Below are 24,363 nucleotides of genomic sequence, written 5' to 3'. Positions count from 1 at the left end.
GACGGTAAGAGGAGTTCCTGAGGGCACGCTGAGAGGAGCCTGGGACACAGATGAGTCCCAGGCTCCGGTCACACCGAATTCACACTCTCAGGTTTCACACCGTGCGGACACCCGGCTTGCCGTCCGTGACCCGGAGCCTGGCGAGCGTGCTCGCGGTCGCCGTCGGCTGGACGACGGTGGACACGATCCGGACCTGGGCGTCGATGGCGCTGCGGCCGATGTCGAACAGGTGGTAGCCGCGGTGGGCGTCGATCAGCTTCCAGTGCGGGTTGTCGGCCCGCAGCGGGTCGAACTGGGCGTGGAAGGCGTCCTGGTCCTGGTCTCCGTTGCTGGAGATCGACGTACCGACGAACTCGGCGCCGACGACCGCCGAGGAGGGCTTGGCGAAGTCCCGCTTCAGATCGCTGATCATGGTGAGGTGCCGGTCGCCGCTGAGCACCACGGGGTTGCGGACCGACGCGAACTCCTTGAGCAGGGCGTTGCGTTCCGCCTGGTAGCCGTCCCAGGCGTCGTAGTACCACTGCTTGCCCGCGCCGGGCAGGATGTCCGTCTCGGCCATCATGATCTGCGAGGCGACCAGGTTCCAGCGGGTGGGGGAACCGTGCAGCGACTTCAGCAGCCACTTCTTCTGGTCGGCGCCGAGCATGGTGAGCGCGGGGTCCTGCGCGGCCTGCTGGCTGGTGACCTGGTCGCTGCGGTACTGCCGGGTGTCGAGCACGTTGAGCTTGGCGAGCTGTCCGAACTGGAGGCTGCGGTACATGCGGATGTGCGGCCCCGAGGGGATCGAGGTGGCCCGCACCGGCATGTGCTCGTAGTACGCCTGGTAGGCCGCGGTCAGCCGCGTCACGAACGCGTCGTGCGACTGCTTGTCGGGGTCCTGCGGGATCTCCCCGGCGAAGTCGTTGTCCACCTCGTGGTCGTCGAAGGTGACCACCCAGGGCGCGCGGGCGTGCATCCGCTTCAGGTCCGGGTCGCTGCGGTACTGGGCGTACCGGTTGCGGTACTGGGTGAGGGTGTACGGCTCCCCGCTGCCCTCGTGCCGCCGTACCGCCGTCGAGGAGGGCGCGGACTCGTAGATGTAGTCGCCGACGAAGAGGACGACGTCCGGGTCCTGCGCGAGCATGTCGGCGTACGGCGTGAAGTAGCCGTTCTGCCAGTTCTGGCAGGAGGCGAGCGCGAGGCGCAGGGAGGCGCCGGAGCTCAGGGGGTGGGGCGCGGTACGGGTACGGCCGACCGGCGAGATCTGCCCGTCGGCCTTGAAGCGGTACCAGTAGACGCGACCCGGCAGCAGTCCTCGTACATCCACATGAACGCTGTGCCCGTACTCGGGCCGGGCCTGGGCGGTGCCGCGGCGGACGGACTTGCCGAACTTCGCGTCGGTCGAGATCTCCCACTGCACGGAGACCGTCTCTTCGGGCATGCCCCCGCCGTGCAGCGGGTCAGGCGCCAGCCGGGTCCACAGCACGACACCGTCGTACAGCGGGTCACCGGAGGCCACACCGAGGCTGAACACGCCGTCGGGCAGCGGGGTTTGGGCCGCGCTCGCGGCCGTGGGGAGCCAGAGCTGCGCGGCGGCCGCGGCGCCGACGACGGCGGCACCGGCGGTCAGAAAGCGGCGGCGGTCGGGGGATCCGGCGGCCATCGGTGAACTCCCTTGCGTCGCGGGCAGGTCGGACGCAAGAAAGGTGGCATGGACAACCAGTCAGAACGCTGAACGGAAAAGCTCCCGTACATGTCAAACAGAAGACGAAAGCGAGGGAGCCGGAGAGCGGGAAGGAAAGAGGGAAGGGGAGGGGGGAAGAACAGGGCGCGAGGGCGGGTGCGCGAAGGACCCGCCGCGCACCTACCGCGGCGGGTCCCGATGCTGACGGCTCAGAAGGGCTCGAAGCCCTCGAACTCCGCTGCCGCCTCGTCCCGTTCAGCCTGCTTGTCCCGGCGCCGCTGGCTCGCGGGCCGCGGGGCGTCGAAGCGGTGGTCCTCACCGCGCCGGCCCAGCATCTCCGCACCGGCCATCACGGTCGGCTCCCAGTCGAAGACGACCGCGTTGTCCTCGGGACCGATCGCGACACCGTCGCCGGCCCGGGCGCCCGCCTTCATCAACTCCTCCTCCACACCGAGGCGGTTGAGCCGGTCGGCGAGGTAGCCGACGGCCTCGTCGTTGCTGAAGTCGGTCTGCCGCACCCAGCGTTCGGGCTTCTCGCCGCGGACCCTGAACAGGCCCTCGTCCTCGAGCGTGACGCTGAAGCCGGCGTCGTCCACGGCCTTGGGCCGGATGACGATCCGCGTGGCCTCCTCCTGGGGCTTGGCCGCCCGCGCCTTCCCGACCAGGTCGGCGAGCGCGAAGGACAGTTCCCTGAGCCCGAGGTGGGCGACGGCGGACACCTCGAAGACGCGGTAGCCGCGCGCCTCCAGGTCCGGCCGCACCATTTCCGCCAGTTCCTTGCCGTCCGGCACGTCGATCTTGTTGAGGACGACCATCCGGGGACGGTCGCCCAGCCCGCCGTACTGCCGCAGCTCCTCCTCGATGATGTCGAGGTCGGTGACCGGGTCGCGGTCGGACTCCAGGGTCGCCGTGTCCAGGACGTGCACCAGCACGCTGCACCGCTCCACGTGCCGCAGGAACTCGAGACCGAGCCCCCGGCCCTGGCTGGCGCCCGGGATGAGACCCGGCACGTCGGCGATGGTGTACACGGTCGAACCGGCGGTCACGACACCGAGGTTGGGCACGAGGGTGGTGAAGGGGTAGTCGGCGATCTTCGGCTTCGCTGCGGAGAGCACGGAGATCAGCGAGGACTTGCCGGCACTCGGATATCCGACGAGCGCCACGTCCGCGACGGTCTTCAGCTCCAGTACGACGTCGTGCAGGTCGCCCGGCTCGCCGAGCAGCGCGAACCCGGGCGCCTTGCGGCGGGCGGACGCGAGCGCCGCGTTGCCCAGACCGCCGCGGCCGCCCTGGGCGGCGACGAAGGAGGTGCCGTGTCCGACGAGGTCCGCCAGCACGTTCCCCGCCCTGTCGAGGACGACGGTGCCGTCCGGCACGGGGAGGACCAGGTCCTGACCGTCCTTGCCCGACCGGTTGCCGCCCTCGCCCGGCTTGCCGTTCGTGGCCTTGCGGTGCGGGGAGTGGTGGTACTCGAGAAGCGTGGTGACCGACTGGTCGACGGTCAGGATGACGTCACCGCCGCGCCCGCCGTTGCCCCCGTCGGGGCCGCCGAGCGGCTTGAACTTCTCACGGTGGACGGAGGCACAGCCGTGACCTCCGTTACCCGCGGCGACATGCAGTTCGACGCGGTCCACGAAGGTGGTCATGGTAGGTGCCTCCAGCACTGCGAAAACATACGGATGTGTCTTACTGCCTAACACGCGAAAGGCGGACCCGCCTTCCCGCACGGGAAGTGAGGTCCGCCTCGCGAAAGCTTCCGATCAGCCGACTCTGACGAATCAGGCGACCGGAACGATGTTCACGACCTTGCGGCCGCGGTGGGTGCCGAACTGCACCGAACCGGCCTGCAGCGCGAACAGCGTGTCGTCGCCACCGCGGCCGACACCGGCGCCCGGGTGGAAGTGGGTGCCACGCTGGCGGATCAGGATCTCACCCGCGTTGACGACCTGACCGCCGAAGCGCTTCACGCCGAGCCGCTGGGCATTGGAGTCGCGACCGTTCCGGGTGGACGATGCGCCCTTCTTGTGTGCCATTTCTCCTCAGTCCCTTACTTCGCAGCCGCGGGGATCTCAGTGACCTTGATCGCCGTGTACTGCTGGCGGTGGCCCTGACGACGGCGGTAGCCGGTCTTGTTCTTGTAGCGAAGGATGTCGATCTTGACGCCCTTGTGGTGGTCCACGACCTCGGCCTGGACCTTGATGCCGGCCAGCACCCACGGGTCGCTGGTCACAGCGTCGCCGTCGACAACGAGCAGGGTCGAGAGCTCGACCGTGTCGCCAACCTTGGCAGTGGAAATCTTGTCAACCTCAACGATGTCGCCGACAGCAACCTTGTGCTGGCGACCACCGCTGCGCACGATGGCGTACACGCGGATCTCACTCTCTCGCTCGGGAACGGCACCCCCGCAGTCCAGCCGACCGGCATGCGGGCGGCCTCTCCGGGGCACCCAGCGCCCTGGAGGATGAGGTTTACGGGGATGTGGCGTGCCTCGAGGACACGCCGACGGTCAAGACTACGTGGCCTGCCACGAAGGGGTCAAACCGAGCCGACGGCCCCCCGCCCCGGGGCGGGGGGCCGTCGGCCGGATCACTCCTCGGTCGAGGCCGAGACGCTCGACACGCTCTGCTCGGCCGCCACGGTCTTCTTCGACGCGGCCTTCTTGGCCGTCGTCTTCTTGGCGGCGGTCTTCTTGGCGGCGGTCGTCTTCGCCGCCGTCTTCTTCGCGGCCGCCGTCTTCTTGGTGGCGGTGGTCGCGGCCTTCTTCGCCGTGGCCTTCTTGGCCGTCTTGCGGGCGGCCGTCTTCTTGGCCGGAGCGGCCTCCGGCTCCTCGGCGGCGGGCGCCGCCTCGGCCTCGGCGACCGGCTCGGCCGCGGGGGCCTCGGTGCCGTCCGCGGCGGCCGACGGGACGACCACGACGGCCGCCTCGTCGGACGCGGTCGGCGCGGTGGCCTTGCGCACGGCACGGCGCCGCGGGCGGGCGGGAGCCGCACTCTCGGCGACCTCGGCGGCCGGCTCGGCCTCGGGCTGCTCCACCGCGGCGGCCTCGGCCTCGGCCTCGGCGGGTGCCGACTCCACGACCGTCACGACGGCGGCCTCGGCCCCGGCGGGCGAACCGGCCGGCGCGGACACCTTGCGGGTGGCGCGCCGCCGGGTACGGCCCTTGGGCGCGGCCTCCTCGACGGCCGGGGCCTCGGCGGCGGGCGCCTGCGCGGCAGGAGCCTCGACGACCGGGTCCTCCACGGCGACCGGCTCGGCCTGGGCGGCGACCGCCTCGGCCGGCTGCACCGGCCGCTCGGCCTCCGCCTCGGCGGTGACGTCCTGCGCGGTGGGCACCACCGCGGACACCTCGTCAGCCGCCTCGACGGACGCGTCCGCGGGCGCCTCGAAGCCGCCCGACCTGCGCGACCCGCCGCCCCTCGGCGCACCGGCCGGAGCGGACGCCCGGCGGCCGCTCCTGCGACGGCCGCGCCCACGGGAGGCCGCGGCCTCCGCCTCGGCGACGCTGCTGTACAGCTCCTCGTCCAGGGCGAAGTCGGGGGCGGACAGCGCGACCGGCTCGGCCACCTCGGCGGCGACCTCGGCCTCGCTCTCGGCCTCCTCGTCGAGGCTCACCAGCGGTTCGGCGACCTCGGTGGCCACGGCGGCCTCGTGCTCGTGCTCATGGGCGTCGCCGCCACGACCGCGCTTCTTGCGCTTGCCGCCACCGCCGCCACCGGCGGCGGTCGGCTGCTCCATGTGGACGATGACACCGCGCCCGTTGCAGTGGACACAGGTCTCGGAGAACGACTCCAGCAGGCCCTGGCCGACCCGCTTGCGGGTCATCTGCACGAGCCCCAGCGAGGTCACCTCCGCCACCTGGTGCTTCGTACGGTCGCGGCCCAGGCACTCCAGGAGGCGCCGCAGCACCAGGTCCCGGTTGGACTCCAGCACCATGTCGATGAAGTCGATGACGATGATGCCGCCGAGGTCGCGCAGCCGCAGCTGGCGCACGATCTCCTCGGCCGCCTCCAGGTTGTTCCGGGTGACCGTCTCCTCGAGGTTGCCGCCCTGGCCGGTGAACTTGCCGGTGTTGACGTCGACGACGACCATCGCCTCGGTCCGGTCGATCACCAGCGAACCGCCGCTGGGCAGCCAGACCTTGCGGTCCAGGGCCTTGGCGAGCTGCTCGTCGATCCGGTACGTGGCGAAGACGTCGACCTCGGAGGTCCACTTCGACAGCCGGTCGGCGAGGTCCGGGGCGACGTGCGAGACGTACCCGTGGATCGTCGACCAGGCCTCGTCGCCGCTGACGACGACCTTGGAGAAGTCCTCGTTGAAGATGTCGCGCACGACCCGGACGGTCATGTCCGGCTCGCCGTACAGCAGCGTCGGCGCGTTGCCGTTCTTGGCCTTCTTCTGGATGTCCTCCCACTGCTCCTGCAGCCGCTCGACGTCCCGGCGCAGCTCGTCCTCGCTCGCGCCCTCGGCGGCGGTGCGCACGATGACACCCGCGTCCTCGGGGACGATCTTCTTGAGGATGGTCTTCAGCCGGGCCCGCTCGGTGTCGGGCAGCTTGCGGCTGATGCCGGTCATCGAGCCCTCGGGCACGTACACGAGGTAGCGGCCCGGCAGCGAGACCTGGCTGGTCAGACGCGCGCCCTTGTGCCCGATCGGGTCCTTCGTCACCTGGACGAGGACCGACTGGCCCGACTTGAGGGCGGCCTCGATGCGGCGCGGCCCGCCCGCCATGCCGAGCGCCTCGAAGTTGACCTCACCGGCGTAGAGCACCGCGTTGCGGCCCTTGCCGATGTCGATGAAGGCGGCCTCCATCGACGGCAGCACGTTCTGGACCTTGCCCAGGTAGACGTTGCCGACGTACGAGGTGGCCTGCTCCTTGTTGACGTAGTGCTCGACGAGCACGCCGTCCTCCAGGACGCCGATCTGCGTGCGCTCACCGCTCTGCCGGACGACCATCACCCGCTCGACGGCCTCGCGGCGGGCCAGGAACTCGGCCTCGGTGATGATCGGGACGCGTCGGCGCCCCTGCTCACGGCCTTCCCGTCGGCGCTGCTTCTTCGCCTCGAGCCGGGTCGAGCCCTTGATGGACTGCACCTCGTCGGACGGCTCGCTGGGCTTGCGCGGCTCCCGGACCTTGACGACGGTCCGCTCGGGGTCGCCGTCGCCCGGCTCGGCGTCGGCGGAGGTGTCACCGGCACGGCGACGACGGCGCCGGCGACGACGGCTGCCCGCGGTCGAGCCCCCGGCCGCGTCGTCCGCGTCCTCGGCGTCCTCCGCGTCCTCGTCGTCCTGCTCGGCGGTGTCCTCGGCGTCCTGCCCGGCCTGCTCGGTGGCGAACTCCTCGGACTCGGCGTCCTCACCGTCGGCGGCCTCGCCCCTGCGACGGCGGCGGCCCCCGCGGCGACGGCGGCGGCGCGAGCCGGTCTCCTCGGTCTCGTCGTCCCCGTCGGCGGTGTCCTCCGCGGGCTCCTCGGCCTCCTCGGGCTCCGGCTCCTCCTCGGCGACGGGCGCGGCGGGCGACGACGGGGCGGCGGTCCCGGTCTCCTCGGCCGGGGCGGCGCCCCGGCGGCGACGGCGACGGCGCGAACCGGCCGACTCCTCCGCCGCGGTCTCCGCGGGCTCCTCCACGACGTCCACGACGGCCTCGGGCTCGGCCTCCTCGGGCTCCTCGGTCACGGCGGCGGCGGCCTCCGCGGCGGCCCGCTGCGGCGTCTGGAACTGGGGCTCGGCGAACACGGGCGCCTGGAACACGGCGACCGCGGGACGAGCGGGGCGACGCGGCGCGTCTCCCTCGCCGTTGCCCTTCACGGGCTCGGGCGCGGAGAACCCGACGGCGGCACGGCGCACGACCCGCCGCCGCGGCCGCCGACCACCGGCGTCCTCCTCGGCGGGGGCCTGGGAGACGGCGGTCTGGAAGCCGGGTCCGTCGGAGACCTTGTCCTGGGCGGCCTTGTCCTCGGCGGCCTTGTCCTCGGGGACCTCCGCCTCGACGAGGGTCCGGGCGGCGGCCTCGGAAGTCTCGGCACCGGCCGTGGCCTCGGCGGGCGCGGTCACCCGGCGCGTGGCCCTGCGACGGGCGCGCGGCGCGGGAGCGGCCGGCGGCTCCTCGGCGGCCTGCGCGGAGCCGGCCTCGGCCGGCACCTCGGCGGCGGGTTCCTCGACGGCGGCGGCCTCGCTCGGCACCGGAGCCCCGGCCGGGGCGGAGGCGCGGCGGGTGGCCCGGCGGCGGGTACGGGGCGCGGGAGCGGCCTCGGTCACCTCGGCGACCGGCGCGCTCTCCTCGGCGGCCTCGGCCGCGGGGGCGGCGGCGGGCACCACGGTCTCGGCGGTCTCAGCGGCCTCGCCCGGCACGGGAGCCCCGGCGGGCGCGGACGCCCGGCGCGTCGCGCGGCGCCGTGTACGCGGCGCGGGAGCGGCTTCGGCGGCCGCTTCGGCCTCCGTGTCCACTGCGGTCTGTGTGCTTGCTGCGGCCTCTGCGGCCTCTGCGCCCTCTGCGGTCACAACGGCCTCTTCCGTCTCTTCGGCCTCTTCGACCGTGATGTCCTCTGCCGCCAGCTGCTCGGCGGTCTCCACGGCCGGTATGGCCGGCGCGGTGATCTCGGCCGGGGCCTCGCCGGTGCCGGCCGGCGGACCCGCCGGGCGGGAAGCGGCACGGCGCCGACGACGCGGCGGCAGGGTGTCGCTGGGGCTGTTGTTCTGGTCTTCGGAACCCTGGGTGGGTTCGGTCGGTTCGAGCATGCGGGTGTATCTCCCGTCAGGCTCCCGGGCGCCGCACTGGTCCGGCGCCGATCACGAGGGATCGGTCTCCGTTGACGTCCGCGGCTCACGCGACGCGCGGTGCCGCCGTCCGGGGTGCGGGCGCCGCACGGGAGCTCTCTGTGTCCTGTCTCGCCGGTTCCGTACGCCATGTTGCGCACGGCCTGGCGAAAGTCTTGTGGTCGGTGCGCTGCCCGACCCAGGTGGCTCCCGAGTCCGAGGGCGGCGCTACGACGTCCGTCCCTGTGGGGGACCTTCCTTACACCGGCGCCTTCGCGGCGGCAGTCGGATCGGCCGTTGTGTCGGCCCCGGCTGCCTCGCGGTCGGGCGCGAGCGGGTCGGTCACCGCGCCGGTCTCTTCATCGAGCAGCCCCTGCGCCAGCCTGGTCACCGCTGCGGGGACCGGCGGCGCCAGGTCGGCCACGGCGCGGAGACCGGACAGGACGTCGTCGGGTCGTACGGCAGGCGTCACGTGCCGAACAACCAGCCGCAGTATCGCACAGGGCTGGTCGGTCGGCCTATCAGCCGTTTCACTCCGTGTTTCAAGTTGTCGTGTTTCGGGTTGCCGCGTTTCGAGCCGCACGACCGCCGGGCGGGCGTCGAAGGTGCGCATGCCGTTCTTGGTCATGCGCTGGACCTCGACCGACTCGGCGGCGTCGAAGGCCCGGACGGCTCGTTCGGCGTCGGCCGGGTCCACTCCGTCGAGCCGCAGCTCCCACAGAGAGGCCGTGAGCCGGTCCGCCAGACCCGAGGTACGGGCCTCGACGGCGTCGACGATGTCGAGCCCGGTGGGCAGCGACTCGTCGAGCAGAAGCCTCAGCTTCTCCGGGTCGCGCGCCACGGTGAGCGCGATCTCCAGGTACTCCGCCTCACTGCCCGTGCCGGTGGGTGCGGCATTGGCGTACGACACCTTCGGGTGCGGCGTGAACCCCGCCGAGTACGCCATCGGCACCTCGGCACGGCGCAACGCGCGCTCGAAGGCGCGCTGGAAGTCACGGTGGCTGGTGAACCGGAGGCGGCCGCGCTTCGTGTAACGCAGTCGGATGCGCTGCACAGCGGGTGCGGGCGGCGGACCTTCGGGCTGTCGCTTGCCCAGTGTCGTTCAGTCCTTCGTGAGTTTCGTGAGAGCGGTCGTACTGCTATCAAGAGTACGTGTGCCGAGCGGCCCCGGTTCCCGCCGGAGCACCGCTTCCCTCTCCCGTGGCTCCCCGGACACGAACCGCTCAGTGGATCAGGTCGCCCACCAGAGCACGGATGCGCCGCTCGATCTCGTCGCGGATCGGGCGAACGGCGTCGACGCCCTGGCCGGCCGGGTCGTCGAGTTGCCAGTCGAGGTACCGCTTCCCCGGGAAGACGGGGCAGGTGTCACCACACCCCATCGTGATGACCACGTCGGACGCCCGCACCGCCTCGGCCGTCAGAACCTTCGGGGTCTCGGCGGAGATGTCGATGCCCACCTCCTTCATGGCGTCCACGACCGCCGGATTGACGGCGTCGGCAGGGGCGGAACCCGCCGAACGGACCTCGACCTCCTCCCCCGCGAGGTGGGTGAGGAAGGCGGCAGCCATCTGGGACCGCCCGGCGTTGTGCACGCAGACGAACAGGACAGAAGGACGCTGGGGGGAGTCGTTCATGACGGTGTCTTTCCTCGGACGGGTGATTCAGGGGGCGGAAGCGGCGAGCTCGGTTTCGTCGTCCGGCACGGCGACCGCGGCGGCGGTCCCGGACGGCACGGCGGAGCCGAACAGCAGCCCCACCAGGCCCAGGCCGACCGCGGCGCCCGCCAGTTGAGCGGCGATGAACGGCAGGACGGAGGCCGGAGCGATCCCGGCGAACGTGTCGGTGAACGTCCGGCCGATGGTCACCGCCGGGTTGGCGAAGGACGTGGACGAGGTGAACCAGTACGCGGCCCCGATGTAGGAGGCCACGGCCGCCGCGGCGAAGCGCCCTTGGCCCGTCCGGTTCAGACCGAAGATCAGCAGAACGAGCCCGGCGGTGGCGACGGCCTCCCCCAGCCACAGATGGCCCGCGGAGCGGTCGTGGGTGGACCACTTCACCAGCGGTTCGGCGAACATCGCGTCGGCCAGGACCGCGCCCCCGACGGCCCCCGCGATCTGAGCCGGAATGTACGCGATCACCTCGCGCGGTGTCGGCCCGTCCCCGCCGCGACGACCTGCGAACCATGCCGCGAGGGTGACGGCCGGGTTGAAGTGCGCGCCGGAGACCGGCCCGAGGAGCACGATCAGCACTCCCAGGCCGAAGACCGTGGAAATCGAGTTGGCGAGCAGCTGGACGCCCACGTCACGTGAGAGTTCCGTCGCCTGGACACCGGAGCCGACGACCACGGCCACCAGTACGGCCGTCCCCACTCCTTCGGCGGCGACGCGCCGGCCGAGAGGCGCGCTCACGCGGGCTCCTTGGCGGAGTGCGGCACGGCCAGGAATCCTGCCAGGCGGTCGAGGACACCCGGCGACACCCAGTAGTAGACCCAGGTCCCGCGGCGCTCGCAGTCGATGAGCCCGGCCTGCCGGAGCAGCTTCAGGTGGTGGGAGATCGTCGGCTGCGCCAGGTCGAAGGCCGGCGTCAACTCGCACACGCAGACCTCGCCTCCGTCCCGCGAGGCGATCATCGACATCAGCCTCAGGCGCACCGGGTCGCCCAGCGCCTTGAAGATCTTCGCCAGGTCGGCCGCCCGCTCTTCGTCCAGCGGCGCCGAGGCCAGCCCCTGGCAGCAGGCGCCGTCCGCGTCCCGGCCGAGGATCGTCAGCTCTTGTTTCGACATGCCTCTATGTTGACGTTTTTCAATCCAAGGCGCAAGGTTGAATCAACGAACGTCAATACAAGCCGTTCAGGGCACCGCCATGCCCAGCCATCCAGGAGTGACACATGTCCGAACAGACCACCGACCTACGGGAAACCGTTCGCCAGCGCTATGCGGCGGCAGCCGTACAGGTCACCGAAGGCGCAACCGCCTGTTGCGGGCCCCGGCCCGTCGAGGTCGACGAGAACTTCGGCTCGGCCCTCTACGCCACCGAAGAGCGCGACACCCTGCCCGCCGAGGCCGTGGCCGCCTCCCTCGGCTGCGGAAACCCGACCGCCGTCGCCGAACTGCGCGAGGGCGAACGCGTCCTCGACCTGGGCTCCGGCGGGGGTATCGACGTCCTGCTCTCCGCCCGCCGCGTCGGCCCCACCGGCAAGGCGTACGGCGTCGACATGACCGACGAGATGCTCGCCCTGGCGATCGCCAACGCGGACAAGGCCGGCGCGACGAACGTGGAGTTCCTCAAGGGCACGATCGAGGCGATCCCCCTGCCCGCGCACACCGTCGACGTCGTGATCTCCAACTGCGTGATCAACCTGTCCACCGACAAGGCCGCCGTCTTCGCCGAGACCTACCGCGTGCTCAGGCCCGGCGGCAGGATCGGCGTGTCCGACGTGGTCGCCGACGACTCCCTGACCCCCGAGCGGCGGGCGGAACGCGGTGACTACGCGGGATGCATCGCGGGCGCGCTCTCCTTCGCCGAATACCGCGCGGGACTGGAAGCCGCGGGATTCACGGACATCGAGATCAGGCCGACGCACACCGTCGCCGACGGAATGCACTCGGCCGTCGTCCGTGCCTCCAAGCCGGCCGCTTCCGAGCCCGGCGCCCAGGCGGCCGCACCGACCGACGCCTGCTGCGGAGTGAACGCCTGCTGCACCGATGACGAGACACCGGCGGACCCGGGTGCGAGCGTCAGCGCCGCGAAGGCGGCATCGGGCTGCGGCTGCCAGAACCGACAGACATGACCGAGCCGGTGACGGTGAGCGGCTCTTCCCCGCATCACGCGGCCTCGCGCGCGCCGACCCAAGGATCACGGCGGCGGGGTTGACGCACCTCGCATGTGAGTGGTTAATTACTTTCATGGAATCGAGGACACGGCAGCGCTCCACCGCCGAGGAGCGCCGGGCGACGGTCATGCACACGGCGATCAAAGCGTTCGCCGAGCGCGGGTACTACGGGACCTCGACGATGGACGTGGCCAAGGCCGCCGGCATCTCACAGGGGTACCTGTACCGGCTGTTCAAGGACAAGGAGACGCTGTTCGCGGCCCTGGTCGACCACTGCTCGGACCGCCTGAGAGAGGCCGCCGCCTCGGCGGCGGCGTCGGTGCAGAGCACCGATCCGGACGCGGTCCTGGAGGCGATGACGGCCTCGTACGACGACGTCATCGCCGACCGGGACGTCCTCATGATCCTCATGCACGCCCAGTGCAGCGCGAGTGAGCCGGTCATCGGCGAGGCGGTGCGCACCTGCTACGCCAAGCAGGTCGAGTACGTCCGCGCGGTCTCCGGCGCCTCGGACGGGCAGATCCGCCGCTACTTCGCCGACGGCCTGCTCAGCAACGTCATGGTGGCGATCGCCGCCGCCTCCCTCGACTCCCCCTGGGCGCGCACGCTGCGCGCCTAGCCGACGGCGTCCACGGGCCGCTCCCGAGCGGCCCCTTTCTTTCACCCATCATGTAAGCGGTCAACCACTTACTCAAGAGAGGCTGTCCCCCCATGCCGTTCCCCTCCCCCCGCCGCGGGACCGGGCTGCTACTGGCCCTGCTCGCGTTCGCCCAGTTCATCAGCGCCATCGACTACAACATCGTCTACGTCGCCGTGCCGGAGATCGGCCGCGAAGTCGGCTTCGACGCACACAGCCTGCAATGGGTCGTCAGCGGCTACGCCGTCGCCTTCGGCGGCTTCCTACTGCTGGGCGGCCGCGCCGCCGACCTCCTCGGACAACGCCGCATGTTCGCCACCGCCCTCACCCTCTACGGCCTGTCCTCCCTGGCCGGCGGACTCGCCACCGACCCCGGACTCCTCGTGGCCGCCCGCGCGGTCCAGGGTCTCGGCGGCGCCCTCCTGCTGCCCGCCACCCTCTCCCTCATCGCCACCACCTTCACCGAAGGCACCGCCCGCAACCGGGCGCTCGCGATCTGGGGCGCCGCCGGAGCCGTCGGCCTGGCACTCGGCTCCCTCCTGGGCGGCATCCTGACCAACTACCTCGGCTGGGAAGCCGTCTTCTACGTCAACGTCCCCCTCGCCCTGGGCGCATCCGCCGCGGCCTTCGCCATCATCCCCAAGGACGCGCGGCGCGAGCGCGGCCGCAGCTTCGACCTGACCGGCTCCCTGACCGCAACCGTCGGCTTCACCGCCCTCGTCTTCGCCGTCGTCCAGGGCCCCGAAGCCGGCTGGACCTCCACCCAGACCCTCGCCGCACTCCTGGCCGGCATCCTGTTCATCGGGCTCTTCCTGCTCATCGAGGCCCGCACCACCCACCCCCTGATGCCACTGCGCCTGTTCCGCAACCGCAGCCTGGTCGCCGCCATGGGCATCACCTTCGTCTTCATGGGCACCTTCGGCGCCCAGTACTACTTCTTCACCGTCTACCTGCAGAACGTCCGCGGCTACGGCGCCCTGGCCACCGGCCTGGCCTTCCTGCCCGCCGCACTGGTCGGCATGGCCGGCAGCAAGCTCAGTGAGAAGCTGCTCGGCAAGGCGGGCACCCGCACCACCATCATCACCGGCATGCTCCTGGGCGCCGTCGGCATGGCCGTCCTCGCCCTGGCGATGTCCCCCGGCGGCAGCTACCCGGCCCTGCTGCCCGGCGTCGTCCTGCTCAGCCTCGGCCAGGGCATCGCCTGGACCGCGATGTTCGTCGCCGCCGGAACCGGAGTCGACGCCCACCACCAGGGCATCGCCTCCGCCATGGCCTCCACCACCCAGCAGATCGGCTCCGCCGTCGGCCTGGCCATCCTGGTCGCCGTCGCCAACTCCGGCGTCCACACCACCACCGGCCCCGACCTCGTCCCCGGCCTGCGCACCGCAGGATTCACCGCCGCCGCCCTCACCCTCCTCGGCGTCGGAATCGCCCTCACCCTGCGCCGGCCCGCCCCCACCCGGTCAACACCCACCGCGGGGCACACGAAGCAGAAGCAACAGACGGAAAGCGGCATCTCCGCCTGAGCCACGACACCGCCCAGCACGGGGGGATGGGCGACGATGTTCGGGCAGGCACGGTCCCGCTCGGTTCTCATGGGTCTCGACGACCACATGATCACCGGCGCCGTGCCTGCTCTGCCCTGTCAGCAAGCCGACGGACGCTCATCCAGGATCGAGGCTAGTAGCCCAGCCTCCAGTTCTGGTACCCACCGCCGTTGCAGCCGAGTACATAGGCGGATCCGGCGGCATTGCTGTCCAGGCATTGGGTGCTGTTGAAGAAGCTCTGGAGCTGCAAAACGTCCCAAGATCCGGCAGCGATCCAGAGAGCGTTGCTGGAATTATTGCAGTTGGAGGTGGCAAGTTGGTTCTGTGCGGTCAGGTACAGGCACAGTCCGGTTGCTTTGTTGTGCACCTCGACCACGTCATAGAAATAGTGCGCAACGAAGACCGGCTCCCAGGTTTGGTAGTCGTTTCCCTGCTGGCAAGGAAGCGTGTACACCTCGCCGTTGTGGTTGCTGTCCAGGCAGCGCCCGGTCTGCCAGTTGCGCAGGAAGTTCTGCCCGACGTATGCGGACGCGGGACCCGCACTCACGAACGAGAGCCCCAGGGACAGCCCGAGAGCGAGAGCCGTCACCCATCCGCGGATCGCGAAACGCCCCAGGAACGAGGTCCGGGTACGCGTCTTAGCGCCACCCACCCCTTCCACCTGCCCCATATCGGAGCTCTCCGCATAGGTCATGTCAAATTCCTTCCGCCGGCAGCCGCTTTACAGAAACCGCGATGGACCCGCTGACCCGCTGTTATCTTGCTCGCCGTGGTCAGCAATGATGCTATGCAGTCCCTGAACTCAACGCTGTCTTCAAAGTGCGGTCAGTTATCGGGATATTGCGCAGTCCGGAACCGTGCAGCTGATCACCGGTATCAGCCCTGGAACACCGCCGCGCCGGCTGGGTCGGCTTCCAATAGGTGACGCGAAATCCGCCGGATCCAGCGCGTGGTCGTCCGTCACCGCCGCACCTTCAGAACCCCGAGCGCCCCGAACGCTGCGGCCACCGCATCTGCAACGCCTCACTCACCCCGCTCCCCCGGTTCAGCTGGTGGAAGCGCTCTTCCTGACCGTCGACGCCAGCGCCTTCCGCCGCTGTTGCCAGTAGCCCTCAGGCGCGCCGCCGGGACAGGGTCAGCCTGCGTCGCTGTCGGTCGACGTCCGTGACCATGACCGAGACCTCATCGCCGATCTGCACAACGCCGTCCGGAACGCTCACGGGCTCCGCGCTGAGCTCGGGCAGCGGGACCAGGCCCTCAACCCCATCCGCCACCTGGACGAAGACGCCGAACGGGACCAGCTTGGTCACCCGCCCACGCAGTGTCCGGCCCACCGCGAGGCCGTCCGCGCACACCGTAAAGGGGTCGGGCTGCATCGCCCGCAAGGACAGCCGGGCCTCCCCGTTCCAGGTGTCGAACTGCAGGAACTCGCACGACACGCGCTCGCCGATCTCAACGACCTCTGACGCCGCCTCAAAACGCCGCCAGGACAGCTCGGGATGCGTGATGAAGCCGACGCCGGGATAGACCGGATGGTCAGGACCCTCGTCCAGCGCCACGAACACGCCGAACCGCTCGATCGCCGCCACCGTGCCGGCCAGGATCTCACCGCAACGAAGCCGCTTGAGGAATGCCCAGAGTTCCGGGTTCTCGGTGGCCGCCATCGACAGCCGTACCCGACCCGCATCCGGATCAACGGCGATCACCTCGGCGGTGATCCGCTGCCCGACCACCGCGACCTCGGCAGGACGCCGGCGCCAGGAAGCGTCCAACGACCCCACCACCCCGAGCGGGCGCGCCACGTAGCCGTCCAGGATCACCGAGACCCCGGAACGAGTGATCTCCGCGACCGTCCCAGTACAGAGATCACCAACACGGATCGCTGCCAGAAACCTCCTGACGGCCTCATCAGCCGACGCTTCCCCCATGGCGCTCAGGCTCCCACAAGGAAGCTAGACCCGCTCCCGCCCTCCCCCGCTTCAGCCCGCCGGAGTCGCGCTCTTCACCGTCAGCGGCAGCAACTTCCTGCCCGTCGGGCCGATTTGGATCGTGGTGTCCATCGCGGGACACACCCCGCAATCGAAGCAAGGCGTCCAGCGGCAGTCCTCGACCTCTGTCTCGTCGAGGGCGTCCTGCCAGTCCTCCCAGAGCCAGTCCTTGTCGAGGCCGGAGTCCAGGTGGTCCCAGGGCAGGACCTCCTCGTAGCCGCGCTCGCGGGTGGTGTACCAGTCGACGTCCACGCCGAAGGGTGCGAGGGCCTTGTCGGCGCAGGCCATCCAGCGGTCGTAGGAGAAGTGCTCGCGCCAGCCGTCGAAGCGGCCGCCGTCCTCGTAGACCGCGCGGATGACGGCACCGATGCGGCGGTCGCCGCGGGAGAGCAGGCCCTCGACGATGCCGGGCTTGCCGTCGTGGTAGCGGAAGCCGATGGAGCGGCCGTACTTCTTGTCGCCGCGGATCTTGTCCCGGAGCTTTTCGAGGCGGGCGTCCGTCTCCTCCGCCGAGAGCTGCGGGGCCCACTGGAAGGGGGTGTGGGGCTTGGGGACGAAGCCGCCGATGGAGACCGTGCAGCGGATGTCGTTGGAGCGGGAGACCTCGCGGCCCTTCTGGATGACGTTCATCGCCATGTCGGCGATCTGCAGGACGTCCTCGTCGGTCTCCGTCGGCAGGCCGCACATGAAGTACAGCTTCACCTGGCGCCAGCCGTTGCCGTAGGCCGTCGCGACCGTCCTGATCAGGTCCTCCTCCGAGACCATCTTGTTGATGACCTTGCGCATGCGTTCCGAGCCGCCTTCGGGCGCGAAGGTGAGGCCGGAGCGGCGGCCGTTCCTCGTCAGCTCGTTCGCGAGGTCGACGTTGAAGGCGTCGACACGGGTGGAGGGGAGGGACAGGCCGATCTTGTCCTCTTCGTAGCGGTCGGCCAGGCCCTTGGCGATGTCACCGATCTCCGAGTGGTCCGCGGAGGACAGGGAGAGGAGGCCGACCTCCTCGAAGCCGGTCGCCTTCAGGCCCTTCTCGACCATGTCGCCGATGCCCGTGATGGAGCGCTCGCGGACCGGGCGGGTGATCATGCCGGCCTGGCAGAAGCGGCAGCCGCGCGTGCAGCCGCGGAAGATCTCCACCGACATGCGCTCGTGGACGGTCTCGGCGAGCGGGACCAGGGGCTGCTTGGGGTAGGGCCACTCGTCGAGGTCCATGACGGTGTGCTTGGAGACCCGCCACGGGACGCCCGACTTGTTGGGGACCACGCGGGCGATACGGCCGTCGGGAAGGTACTCGACGTCGTAGAACGCCGGGATGTAGAACCCGCCCGTCTTCGCGAGGCGGAAGAGGACCTCCTCGCGGCCGCCGGGGCGGCCCTCGGCCTTCCACTCCTTGATGATCCGGGTCATGTCGAGCACGGCCTGCTCGCCGTCGCCGATGACCGCCGCGTCGATGAAGTCGGCGATCGGCTCGGGGTTGAAGGCCGCGTGGCCGCCCGCGAGGACGATCGGGTCGTCGAGTGTGCGGTCCCGGGACTCCAGCGGGATGCCGGCCAGGTCCAGGGCGGTCAGCATGTTGGTGTAGCCGAGCTCGGTGGAGAAGGACAGGCCGAACACGTCGAACGCCTTCACCGGGCGGTGGCTGTCCACCGTGAACTGCGGGACGCCGTGCTCCCGCATCAGCGCCTCCAGGTCCGGCCAGACGCTGTAGGTGCGCTCGGCGAGGACGCCCTCCTGCTCGTTCAGCACCTCGTAGAGGATCATGACGCCCTGGTTGGGCAGGCCGACCTCGTAGGCGTCCGGGTACATGAGCGCCCAGCGGACGTCGCACGACTCCCAGGGCTTGACCGTGGAGTTGAGCTCGCCTCCGACGTACTGGATCGGCTTCTGCACGTGCGGGAGCAAGGCTTCGAGCTGTGGGAAGACCGACTCGACAGACATCGCGGCGTTACCTTCGTGAGCTGAGCTGACAGGGCTGGCTGACAGTGCTGACTGACAGGGGTGACCATCTAGCGTAACGCGCCCAGCCGGCTCCCCCGCCCGCACGAGCCCCGGCCGGGCTCCGGTACCGGAGCCCTGGGGCGTGTTTCGAAAGTCCCGCCTGCCTGGCGACGCTACTTTCGAAACACGCCCTAGACGTCCATCGAGTCGCTGGTCTTCTTCCACTCCCCCGGCACGGTCTCCTCCACCCGCTCCGCACGCCGTTCCTCACGCGCGTACAGCACGCCGTAGGTGAAGGCGCTCTCGCCCGCCGCGTGGGCCACGGCGGACAGCTCGCGCAGGGTCGTCCGGGCCATGACGCTGTCCTGGTGGTCGCCGAGCAGGCTCTGCAGCGACTTCATCGACTTCACCAGGTCCTTGGCCGCACCGCCGAGGGCGGGGCGGGCCGTCTCGGCCGCGTAGCGGGTCCGCTTGGCCTTCTTGCGGGCCTCGTGCAGCGCGAGGTCGCGGTCGGTGCCGGGCGGCTGCCCGACGGCCTCTTCGACCAGCGCGGAGACCTTCGCGAAGTCCTTGCGGACGGCTTCGGCGAGCACCTTCTCCGGTTTGCGGGCCGCCGCCTTCCGCAGGGGCGGATCCGCGGCCACGGCGTCCAGGCGGTCGAGGAGTGTCAGATAGCGCTCGGAGTCGAGCACGCCGATCAGCCGGCGGCGGGAGCCGCGTTCCCCGGCCTTGGCCCAGGTGCGCAGCCGGTCGTGGACGGGACCGGAGACCAGCGTGGCGGGCAGGTCGTCGAGCGCCGCGGTGAGGCGTTCGGCCAGCACCTCGTGGTCGCGGCCGACGCCCAGTTCCCCGGCCAGCCACTTCAGCTCGACGCCGATCGGGTCGGTGACCTCGCGGTCGAGGACGGTGCGGAAGGAACGGAAGGTGCTGCGCAGCCGGCGGGTGGCGACCCGCATGTCGTGCACCGACTCCTCGGCGTCCTGGCGCACGGCCGGGTCCAGCTCGACGATCGCGTCCCGCTGGGCGCGGACGTAGGCCAGGATGTGGTCGCCGGCCGTGACGGGCTCGGCCGGCCCGTGGTCCTTGGGCCGGGGGTGCCCGCCCTTGGTCTCCGCGAGCCCCCGCGCCAGCTTCGACGGCGACTTCGACGGTCGTACGCCTGCCTTGCGCAGCCGTTTCTCCACCTTGTCGAGGAAGGCCGGGTCGCCGCCGTCGGCCAGCTCCACCTCGATCTCGGTCCACTGCGCGTGGCCTTCTCCGCCGAACAGCCGCTCCGCGCGGACGGTGTCCACGCTGACCTCGGCGAGCAGCCGGCCCTCGGCGTCGAGGAGGTCGCGCACGTCCCGTCCGGAGCGCAGCCGGATCACGGGTACCAACTGGCCCTCGCGGACCCGGGAGCGCACCAGTGCGGCGAGTTCGCCGGGGACGGTGTCGGAGAGCGGGGCCCGGATCTCGTCCCGGACGCCCGGGCCGACCGGGAGTTTCAGGTGCCAGCCCGCGTCGGAGCCTCCGGTGCGGCGGCGCAGGGTGATCGCCGCGGCTGCCAGGCGCAGGTCGGACGTGTCGTGGTAGGTCGCGTCCAGATCCATGGTGCCCTTGTCGAGGACACTCGCCACTCCGGCGACGCCGGTCAGGTCGGGCAGCCCGCTGTCGTCGGATTCGTACTTGCGCTCGATCTCGCGTTTCGTCTCCGCCATGAAATGAATCTAGTCGCACTCGAGCCCGGACGGCAGTGTCAACTTCCGTTGAATCATCGACGAACGTGCGGAAAACAGCCGCCCGCGGGCGGTCTACGCCGACATCGGCCGCTGGACCCGGATCGACTGCAGCAGTCCCACCGCCACCCACACCGCGAACATCGACGAGCCGCCGTACGACACGAACGGGAGGGGCAGACCGGTCACCGGCATGATCCCGAGGGTCATGCCGATGTTCTCGAACGCCTGGAACGCGAACCACGCCACGATTCCCGCGGCGACGATCGTGCCGTACAGCTCGGTCGTCTCGCGGGCGATGCGGCAGGAGCGCCACAGGATCACGCCGAGCAGCAGGATGATCAGTCCCGCGCCGACGAAGCCGAGCTCCTCGCCGGCGACCGTGAAGACGAAGTCCGTCTGCTGCTCGGGGACGAACTGGCCGGTGGTCTGCGAACCGTGGAACAGGCCGGCCCCGGTGAGGCCGCCGGAACCGATCGCGATGCGCGCCTGGTTGGTGTTGTAGCCGACGCCGGCCGGGTCGAGGCTGGGGTTGGCGAAGGCGGCGAAGCGGGCGATCTGGTACTCGTCCAGGATGTGCAGCTGCCAGACGGCGACCGCGCCGGCCGTTCCCGCGCCGAGGATCCCGAAGACCCAGCGGTTGGAGGCGCCGGAGGCGAGCAGCACGCCCAGCACGATCATCACCATCACCATGACCGACCCGAGGTCGGGCATCAGCATCACGATCAGCATCGGGACGGCGGCGAGGCCGAGGGCCTGGACGACCGTGCGGTGGTCCGGGTACGTCTTGTCGCCCGCGTCGACCCGCGCCGCCAGCAGCATCGCCATGCCCAGGATGATCGTGATCTTCACGAACTCCGAGGGCTGGAGGGAGAAGCCGCCGCCGAGCACGATCCAGGAGTGCGCGCCGTTGACGGTCGAGCCCAGCGGGGTCAGCACCGCCAGGATGCCCATGAGGGAGAGGCCGTAGAGGACCGGTACCGCGTTGCGCAGGGTGCGGTGGCCGAGCCAGACCGTGCCGATCATCAGGGCGAGCCCGATGCCGGTGTTCATCAGATGCCGGATCAGGAAGTAGTACGGGTCGCCCTGGTTGATCTCGGTGCGGTTGCGGGTGGCCGAGTAGACCAGCACCGAGCCGATCAGGGAGAGCGCGATCGCCGACAGCAGCATCGGCCAGTCCAGCCGGCGGGCCAGCGAGTCCCGGGCGAAGACCCGGGTCCAGCCGGCCCGCTCGGGCCCGTATCCGGAGACGGAGAAGGTGTTGGCGCCGGTCATGCGAGTGACCTCCGGGTTCCCTTCCTGCGGGTCCTGCGGGGCCGTCTGCGGGTGTTCTGGTTGGTGGTGTTCTGCTGGGTGGTGCCGGCCGGCTGCGACTCGTCCGGCTGCGGCGCGGACTCCTGGCTCGCGCGCTGCTCCTTGGCCGGGTCCTTGTCGATCTTGGGGGACTTGATGGTGCCGTCGGTCTGGATCTTCGGCAGGCCCTTCTGCGGGGTGGGCAGCAGGGCGTTCTTCTTGTCGATCGTGCCGCCGTCGGAGACGCCGTAGAGGGCGTTGTAGATGTGGCGCACGGCCTCACCCGAGGCGCCCGAACCGGTACCGGCCTGGGCGATGGTCATGATGACCGTGTAGTCCTTGCTGTAGGTGGCGAGCCAGGACGTGGTCTGCTTGCCGTAGACCTCGGCGGTACCGGTCTTGGCGTGCAGCGGGATCTTGTCCTGCGGCCAGCCGCCGAACTTCCACGCGGCGGTACCCCGGGTGACCACACCCTCCAGGGCCTCGTCCATGCCCTTGAGCGTCGTCTTGCTGACCGGCAGCTTGCCCGTGGACCTGGGCTTGATCTCCTGGACGGTCTTGCCGTCGGCGCTGAGGATCGCCTTGCCGATGCTCGGCTGGTACATGGTGCCGCCGTTGGCGAGGGCGCCGTAGATCACGGCCTCCTGGATCGGCGTGACGAGGGTGTCGCCCTGGCCGATGGAGTAGTTGATCGAGTCGCCCTCGCGCATCTTGTTGCCTTCGAGGCAGTTCTCGTAGGCGATCTTCTCGACGTAGGTGCCGTCCTTCTTGCCCGTCTTGCACCAGCCGGCCTTGTTGGCCTTCCAGTAGGCCTCCTTCCACTGGCGGTCCGGGACGCGGCCGGTGACCTCGTTCGGCAGGTCGATGCCGGTCTCCTTGCCGAGGCCGAACTGGTGCGCGGCCTTGTAGAAGTAGTCCTTGGGCTCGCCCTTCTTGGGGTTGATGCCGCCGTCCTTCTTCCACTCCCGGTCGGCGAGGCCGTAGAAGACGGTGTCGCAGGAGACCTCGAGCGCCCGGCCGAGCGAGATCGGGCCGAAGTTCTCCCCCTCGAAGTTCTTGAAGACCTGGCCGCCCACCGAGTACGAGCTGGTGCACGGGTAGCCGCCGTCCCAGACGTAACCGGCCTCGACCGCGGCGGCCGTGGAGACCACCTTGAAGGTCGAACCGGGCGCGGACTGACCCTGTATGGCCCGGTTGAGCAGCGGGTAGTCGGAGTTCTTGCCGGTGAGCTTCCTGTAGTCCTTGGCGGAGATGCCGCCCACCCACACGTTCGGGTCGTAGGTCGGGGCGGAGGCCATGGCGACGATCCGGCCGGTCTTGGCCTCCATCACGACGACCGCGCCGGAGTCGGCCTTGTAGTTCTCGCCGGTGATCTTGTCGAACTGCTGGCGGGCGACCTTCATCGCGTTGTTCAGCTCGTACTCGGCGACCCGCTGGACACGGGAGTCGATGCTCGTGACGAGGTTGGAGCCGGGCTCGGCCGCCTCCGCCTCGGCCTGGCCGATGACCCGGCCGAGGTTGTCGACCTCGTAGCGGGTGACACCCGCCTTGCCGCGCAGCTCCTTGTCGTACTCCCGCTCGAGGCCGGAGCGGCCGACCTGGTCGGAGCGCAGATACGGCGATTCGGTGTCCTGGGCCTTGGTGATCTCCTCGTCGGTGACCGGCGAGAGGTAGCCGAGGACCTGGGCGGTGTTGGACTTGCCGGGGGCGGGGTAGCGGCGCACGGCCTCCGGCTCGGCGGTGATGCCGGGGAAGTCCTCGGCGCGCTCCCGGATCTGCAGGGCCTGCTTGGCGGTGGCCTCGTCGGTGATGGGGATCGGCTGGTAAGGCGAGCCGTTCCAGCAGGGCTGGGGGGTCTTCGCGTCGCACAGGCGGACCTTCTGCAGGACCTCCGTGGCGTCCATGCCGAGGACGCCCGCGAGCTTGGTCAGGACCGCCTTGCCGTCGTCGGGCTGCTTCAGCAGGTCCGTGCGGGAGGCGGAGACCACCAGCCGCGTCTCGTTGTCCGCGAGGGGCACTCCGCGCGCGTCCAGGATCGAGCCGCGTACGGCGGGCTCGACGACCTGCTGGACGTGGTTGCCGGACGCCTCCTTGGCGTACTCCGCGCCCTCCCGGATCTGGAGGTACCAGAGACGGCCGCCGAGGGTGCCGAGGAGGGAGAGGACGAGGATCTGGATCACGACCAGCCGGATCTGGACCCGTGGGGTCCGACCGGTTTCGGGAATGTTGGTCACTGCGGCTGCCTCCCCCTCTCAGATGTGCGCACAGATGTGTGTACGAGTCATATACGAAAGACCTGTGAGGCCCGACGGCAGTGCTCTCACAGCCGCTTGACCCCCTTGATGCGCCCCGCCCGGGTCGCCCGGGACTTGGCCGCCCGCAGCTTCAGGCCGCCGCGCTGGCCGCCGATCCGCAGGCCCGTCCCGGAGGACAGCCAGCCGGAGGAGATGTCCGACGCCTTGGACGCGGAGCCGGTCTCCGCCAGCGGATCGTTCTCGGCGCGCCGGGCCAGGTACATCACGCCGGGGACGACGAACGGGGCGAGCAGCAGGTCGTACAGCGCGGCTGAGAACAGCAGCCCGGGGAGGCCGACATGACGGGCCGCCGTGTCGCCGACGAGGGCGCCCACGCCGGCGTACAGCAGGGTGGAGCCGATCGCCGCGGCGACCACCACGACCATCGGGCCGGTGGCCGACTTGATCTGGCCGGTCTCCGGCTTGACAAGCCCGGCGAGGTAGCCGATGACACACAGGACGAGGGCGTAGCGGCCGGCCGCGTGGTCGGCCGGCGGGGCGAGGTCGGCGAGCAGGCCGGCGCCGAAGCCGATGAGGGCGCCGCCGACATGGCCGTAGACCATGGCGAGGCCGAGGACGGTGAGCAGGAGGAGGTCGGGGACGGCACCCGGGAGGTGGAGGCGGGCGAGGACGCTCACCTGGACCACCAGGGCGACCACCACCAGCGGGACGGAGAGCAGGATCCGGTTGACGCGCATGGGGTTGTCAGC

General features: G+C 70.5%; 19 protein-coding genes. 3 read left to right on the top strand and 16 right to left on the bottom strand.

Annotated features, from left to right (window positions below; genetic code table 11):
• Positions 1-94 precede the first annotated feature (94 nt).
• From ABT057_RS39210 to ABT057_RS39170, 9 genes are all read right to left on the bottom strand, one after another.
• On the bottom strand, positions 95-1,642 hold the full coding sequence (locus tag ABT057_RS39210) for an alkaline phosphatase D family protein (RefSeq protein WP_352348700.1): 1,548 nt from the start codon (positions 1,640-1,642) through the stop codon (positions 95-97).
• Between the two features lie 230 nt (positions 1,643-1,872).
• Positions 1,873-3,309 carry a GTPase ObgE gene (gene obgE, locus ABT057_RS39205; protein WP_352348699.1) on the bottom strand — a complete coding sequence of 479 codons (1,437 nt, stop codon included), beginning with the start codon at positions 3,307-3,309 and terminating at the stop codon, positions 1,873-1,875.
• 132 nt (positions 3,310-3,441) lie between these two features.
• Positions 3,442-3,696, bottom strand: a complete 255-nt coding sequence (rpmA, locus tag ABT057_RS39200; RefSeq protein WP_073807354.1) for a 50S ribosomal protein L27 — start codon at positions 3,694-3,696, stop codon at positions 3,442-3,444.
• Between the two features lie 14 nt (positions 3,697-3,710).
• The gene (gene rplU, locus ABT057_RS39195) at positions 3,711-4,031 is read right to left on the bottom strand and encodes a 50S ribosomal protein L21 (protein ID WP_007381993.1); all 321 of its coding nucleotides are present in this window, start codon (positions 4,029-4,031) and stop codon (positions 3,711-3,713) included.
• 218 nt (positions 4,032-4,249) lie between these two features.
• Positions 4,250-8,398 (bottom strand): Rne/Rng family ribonuclease, encoded by a 4,149-nt coding sequence (locus ABT057_RS39190; RefSeq protein WP_352348698.1) that lies wholly within the window; start codon positions 8,396-8,398, stop codon positions 4,250-4,252.
• Between the two features lie 277 nt (positions 8,399-8,675).
• Positions 8,676-9,470: a TIGR03936 family radical SAM-associated protein gene (locus ABT057_RS39185; protein ID WP_352348697.1), complete on the bottom strand. Its 795-nt coding sequence runs from the start codon at positions 9,468-9,470 to the stop codon at positions 8,676-8,678.
• Between the two features lie 169 nt (positions 9,471-9,639).
• Entirely contained in the window at positions 9,640-10,050 is a 411-nt protein-coding gene (locus ABT057_RS39180) for an arsenate reductase ArsC (protein WP_352348696.1), read from the bottom strand.
• 27 nt (positions 10,051-10,077) lie between these two features.
• Positions 10,078-10,824, bottom strand: a complete 747-nt coding sequence (locus ABT057_RS39175; protein WP_352348695.1) for an aquaporin — start codon at positions 10,822-10,824, stop codon at positions 10,078-10,080.
• Positions 10,821-11,198: an ArsR/SmtB family transcription factor gene (locus tag ABT057_RS39170; protein WP_352348694.1), complete on the bottom strand. Its 378-nt coding sequence runs from the start codon at positions 11,196-11,198 to the stop codon at positions 10,821-10,823. The genes ABT057_RS39175 and ABT057_RS39170 overlap by 4 nt, the downstream gene beginning before the upstream one ends.
• A 104-nt stretch (positions 11,199-11,302) precedes the next feature.
• On the opposite strand from ABT057_RS39170, the gene arsM reads away from it, so the two are divergent.
• The 3 genes from arsM (at position 11,303) to ABT057_RS39155 (ending at position 14,410) form a co-directional block, all read left to right on the top strand.
• Complete coding sequence (arsM, locus tag ABT057_RS39165) at positions 11,303-12,205, top strand: arsenite methyltransferase (protein ID WP_352348693.1); 903 nt, start codon at positions 11,303-11,305, stop codon at positions 12,203-12,205.
• 115 nt (positions 12,206-12,320) lie between these two features.
• Positions 12,321-12,866, top strand: coding sequence for a TetR/AcrR family transcriptional regulator (locus ABT057_RS39160; protein ID WP_352348692.1), 546 nt, complete (start codon positions 12,321-12,323; stop codon positions 12,864-12,866).
• 92 nt (positions 12,867-12,958) lie between these two features.
• Positions 12,959-14,410 (top strand): MFS transporter, encoded by a 1,452-nt coding sequence (locus ABT057_RS39155; protein WP_352348691.1) that lies wholly within the window; start codon positions 12,959-12,961, stop codon positions 14,408-14,410.
• Between the two features lie 154 nt (positions 14,411-14,564).
• Here ABT057_RS39155 and ABT057_RS39150 read toward each other — a convergent pair whose 3' ends face one another.
• From ABT057_RS39150 to mreD, 7 genes are all read right to left on the bottom strand, one after another.
• Positions 14,565-15,125 carry an RICIN domain-containing protein gene (locus ABT057_RS39150; protein WP_352348690.1) on the bottom strand — a complete coding sequence of 187 codons (561 nt, stop codon included), beginning with the start codon at positions 15,123-15,125 and terminating at the stop codon, positions 14,565-14,567.
• A 418-nt stretch (positions 15,126-15,543) separates the two neighbouring features.
• Positions 15,544-16,359 (bottom strand): S1 RNA-binding domain-containing protein, encoded by an 816-nt coding sequence (locus tag ABT057_RS39145; RefSeq protein ID WP_352348689.1) that lies wholly within the window; start codon positions 16,357-16,359, stop codon positions 15,544-15,546.
• A gap of 51 nt (positions 16,360-16,410) precedes the next feature.
• Positions 16,411-18,351 carry a TIGR03960 family B12-binding radical SAM protein gene (locus tag ABT057_RS39140; RefSeq protein ID WP_352348688.1) on the bottom strand — a complete coding sequence of 647 codons (1,941 nt, stop codon included), beginning with the start codon at positions 18,349-18,351 and terminating at the stop codon, positions 16,411-16,413.
• A 191-nt stretch (positions 18,352-18,542) separates the two neighbouring features.
• Positions 18,543-20,048 (bottom strand): CYTH and CHAD domain-containing protein, encoded by a 1,506-nt coding sequence (locus ABT057_RS39135; protein ID WP_352348687.1) that lies wholly within the window; start codon positions 20,046-20,048, stop codon positions 18,543-18,545.
• Between the two features lie 93 nt (positions 20,049-20,141).
• The gene (rodA, locus tag ABT057_RS39130; RefSeq protein ID WP_352348686.1) at positions 20,142-21,341 is read right to left on the bottom strand and encodes a rod shape-determining protein RodA; all 1,200 of its coding nucleotides are present in this window, start codon (positions 21,339-21,341) and stop codon (positions 20,142-20,144) included.
• A complete protein-coding gene (mrdA, locus tag ABT057_RS39125) occupies positions 21,338-23,593 on the bottom strand; it encodes a penicillin-binding protein 2 (protein ID WP_352348685.1) in 2,256 nt (751 codons plus the stop codon). Before mrdA ends, rodA begins: the two co-directional genes overlap by 4 nt.
• A gap of 86 nt (positions 23,594-23,679) precedes the next feature.
• Positions 23,680-24,351 carry a rod shape-determining protein MreD gene (gene mreD / locus ABT057_RS39120; protein WP_352348684.1) on the bottom strand — a complete coding sequence of 224 codons (672 nt, stop codon included), beginning with the start codon at positions 24,349-24,351 and terminating at the stop codon, positions 23,680-23,682.
• Positions 24,352-24,363 lie beyond the last annotated feature (12 nt).

This window comes from Streptomyces sp. NPDC002588, assembly GCF_040295925.1.
Taxonomy (GTDB): Bacteria; Actinomycetota; Actinomycetes; order Streptomycetales; family Streptomycetaceae; genus Streptomyces.
The sequence above is the reverse complement of the archived record's forward strand: the minus strand, read 5'-3'. Positions and strand labels throughout refer to the sequence as shown.

What these genes read in the sequence shown, in the direction of transcription:
- ABT057_RS39210 (WP_352348700.1), bottom strand. Translation starts at nt 1,642, where the DNA reads ATGGCCGCCGGATCCCCCGACCGCCGCCGCTTTCTGACCGCCGGTGCC.
- obgE (WP_352348699.1), bottom strand. Translation starts at nt 3,309, where the DNA reads ATGACCACCTTCGTGGACCGCGTCGAACTGCATGTCGCCGCGGGTAAC.
- rpmA (WP_073807354.1), bottom strand. Translation starts at nt 3,696, where the DNA reads ATGGCACACAAGAAGGGCGCATCGTCCACCCGGAACGGTCGCGACTCC.
- ABT057_RS39190 (WP_352348698.1), bottom strand. Translation starts at nt 8,398, where the DNA reads ATGCTCGAACCGACCGAACCCACCCAGGGTTCCGAAGACCAGAACAAC.
- ABT057_RS39180 (WP_352348696.1), bottom strand. Translation starts at nt 10,050, where the DNA reads ATGAACGACTCCCCCCAGCGTCCTTCTGTCCTGTTCGTCTGCGTGCAC.
- ABT057_RS39170 (WP_352348694.1), bottom strand. Translation starts at nt 11,198, where the DNA reads ATGTCGAAACAAGAGCTGACGATCCTCGGCCGGGACGCGGACGGCGCC.
- arsM (WP_352348693.1), top strand. Translation starts at nt 11,303, where the DNA reads ATGTCCGAACAGACCACCGACCTACGGGAAACCGTTCGCCAGCGCTAT.
- ABT057_RS39160 (WP_352348692.1), top strand. Translation starts at nt 12,321, where the DNA reads ATGGAATCGAGGACACGGCAGCGCTCCACCGCCGAGGAGCGCCGGGCG.
- ABT057_RS39155 (WP_352348691.1), top strand. Translation starts at nt 12,959, where the DNA reads ATGCCGTTCCCCTCCCCCCGCCGCGGGACCGGGCTGCTACTGGCCCTG.
- ABT057_RS39150 (WP_352348690.1), bottom strand. Translation starts at nt 15,125, where the DNA reads ATGACCTATGCGGAGAGCTCCGATATGGGGCAGGTGGAAGGGGTGGGT.
- ABT057_RS39145 (WP_352348689.1), bottom strand. Translation starts at nt 16,359, where the DNA reads ATGGGGGAAGCGTCGGCTGATGAGGCCGTCAGGAGGTTTCTGGCAGCG.
- ABT057_RS39140 (WP_352348688.1), bottom strand. Translation starts at nt 18,351, where the DNA reads ATGTCTGTCGAGTCGGTCTTCCCACAGCTCGAAGCCTTGCTCCCGCAC.
- ABT057_RS39135 (WP_352348687.1), bottom strand. Translation starts at nt 20,048, where the DNA reads ATGGCGGAGACGAAACGCGAGATCGAGCGCAAGTACGAATCCGACGAC.
- rodA (WP_352348686.1), bottom strand. Translation starts at nt 21,341, where the DNA reads ATGACCGGCGCCAACACCTTCTCCGTCTCCGGATACGGGCCCGAGCGG.
- mreD (WP_352348684.1), bottom strand. Translation starts at nt 24,351, where the DNA reads ATGCGCGTCAACCGGATCCTGCTCTCCGTCCCGCTGGTGGTGGTCGCC.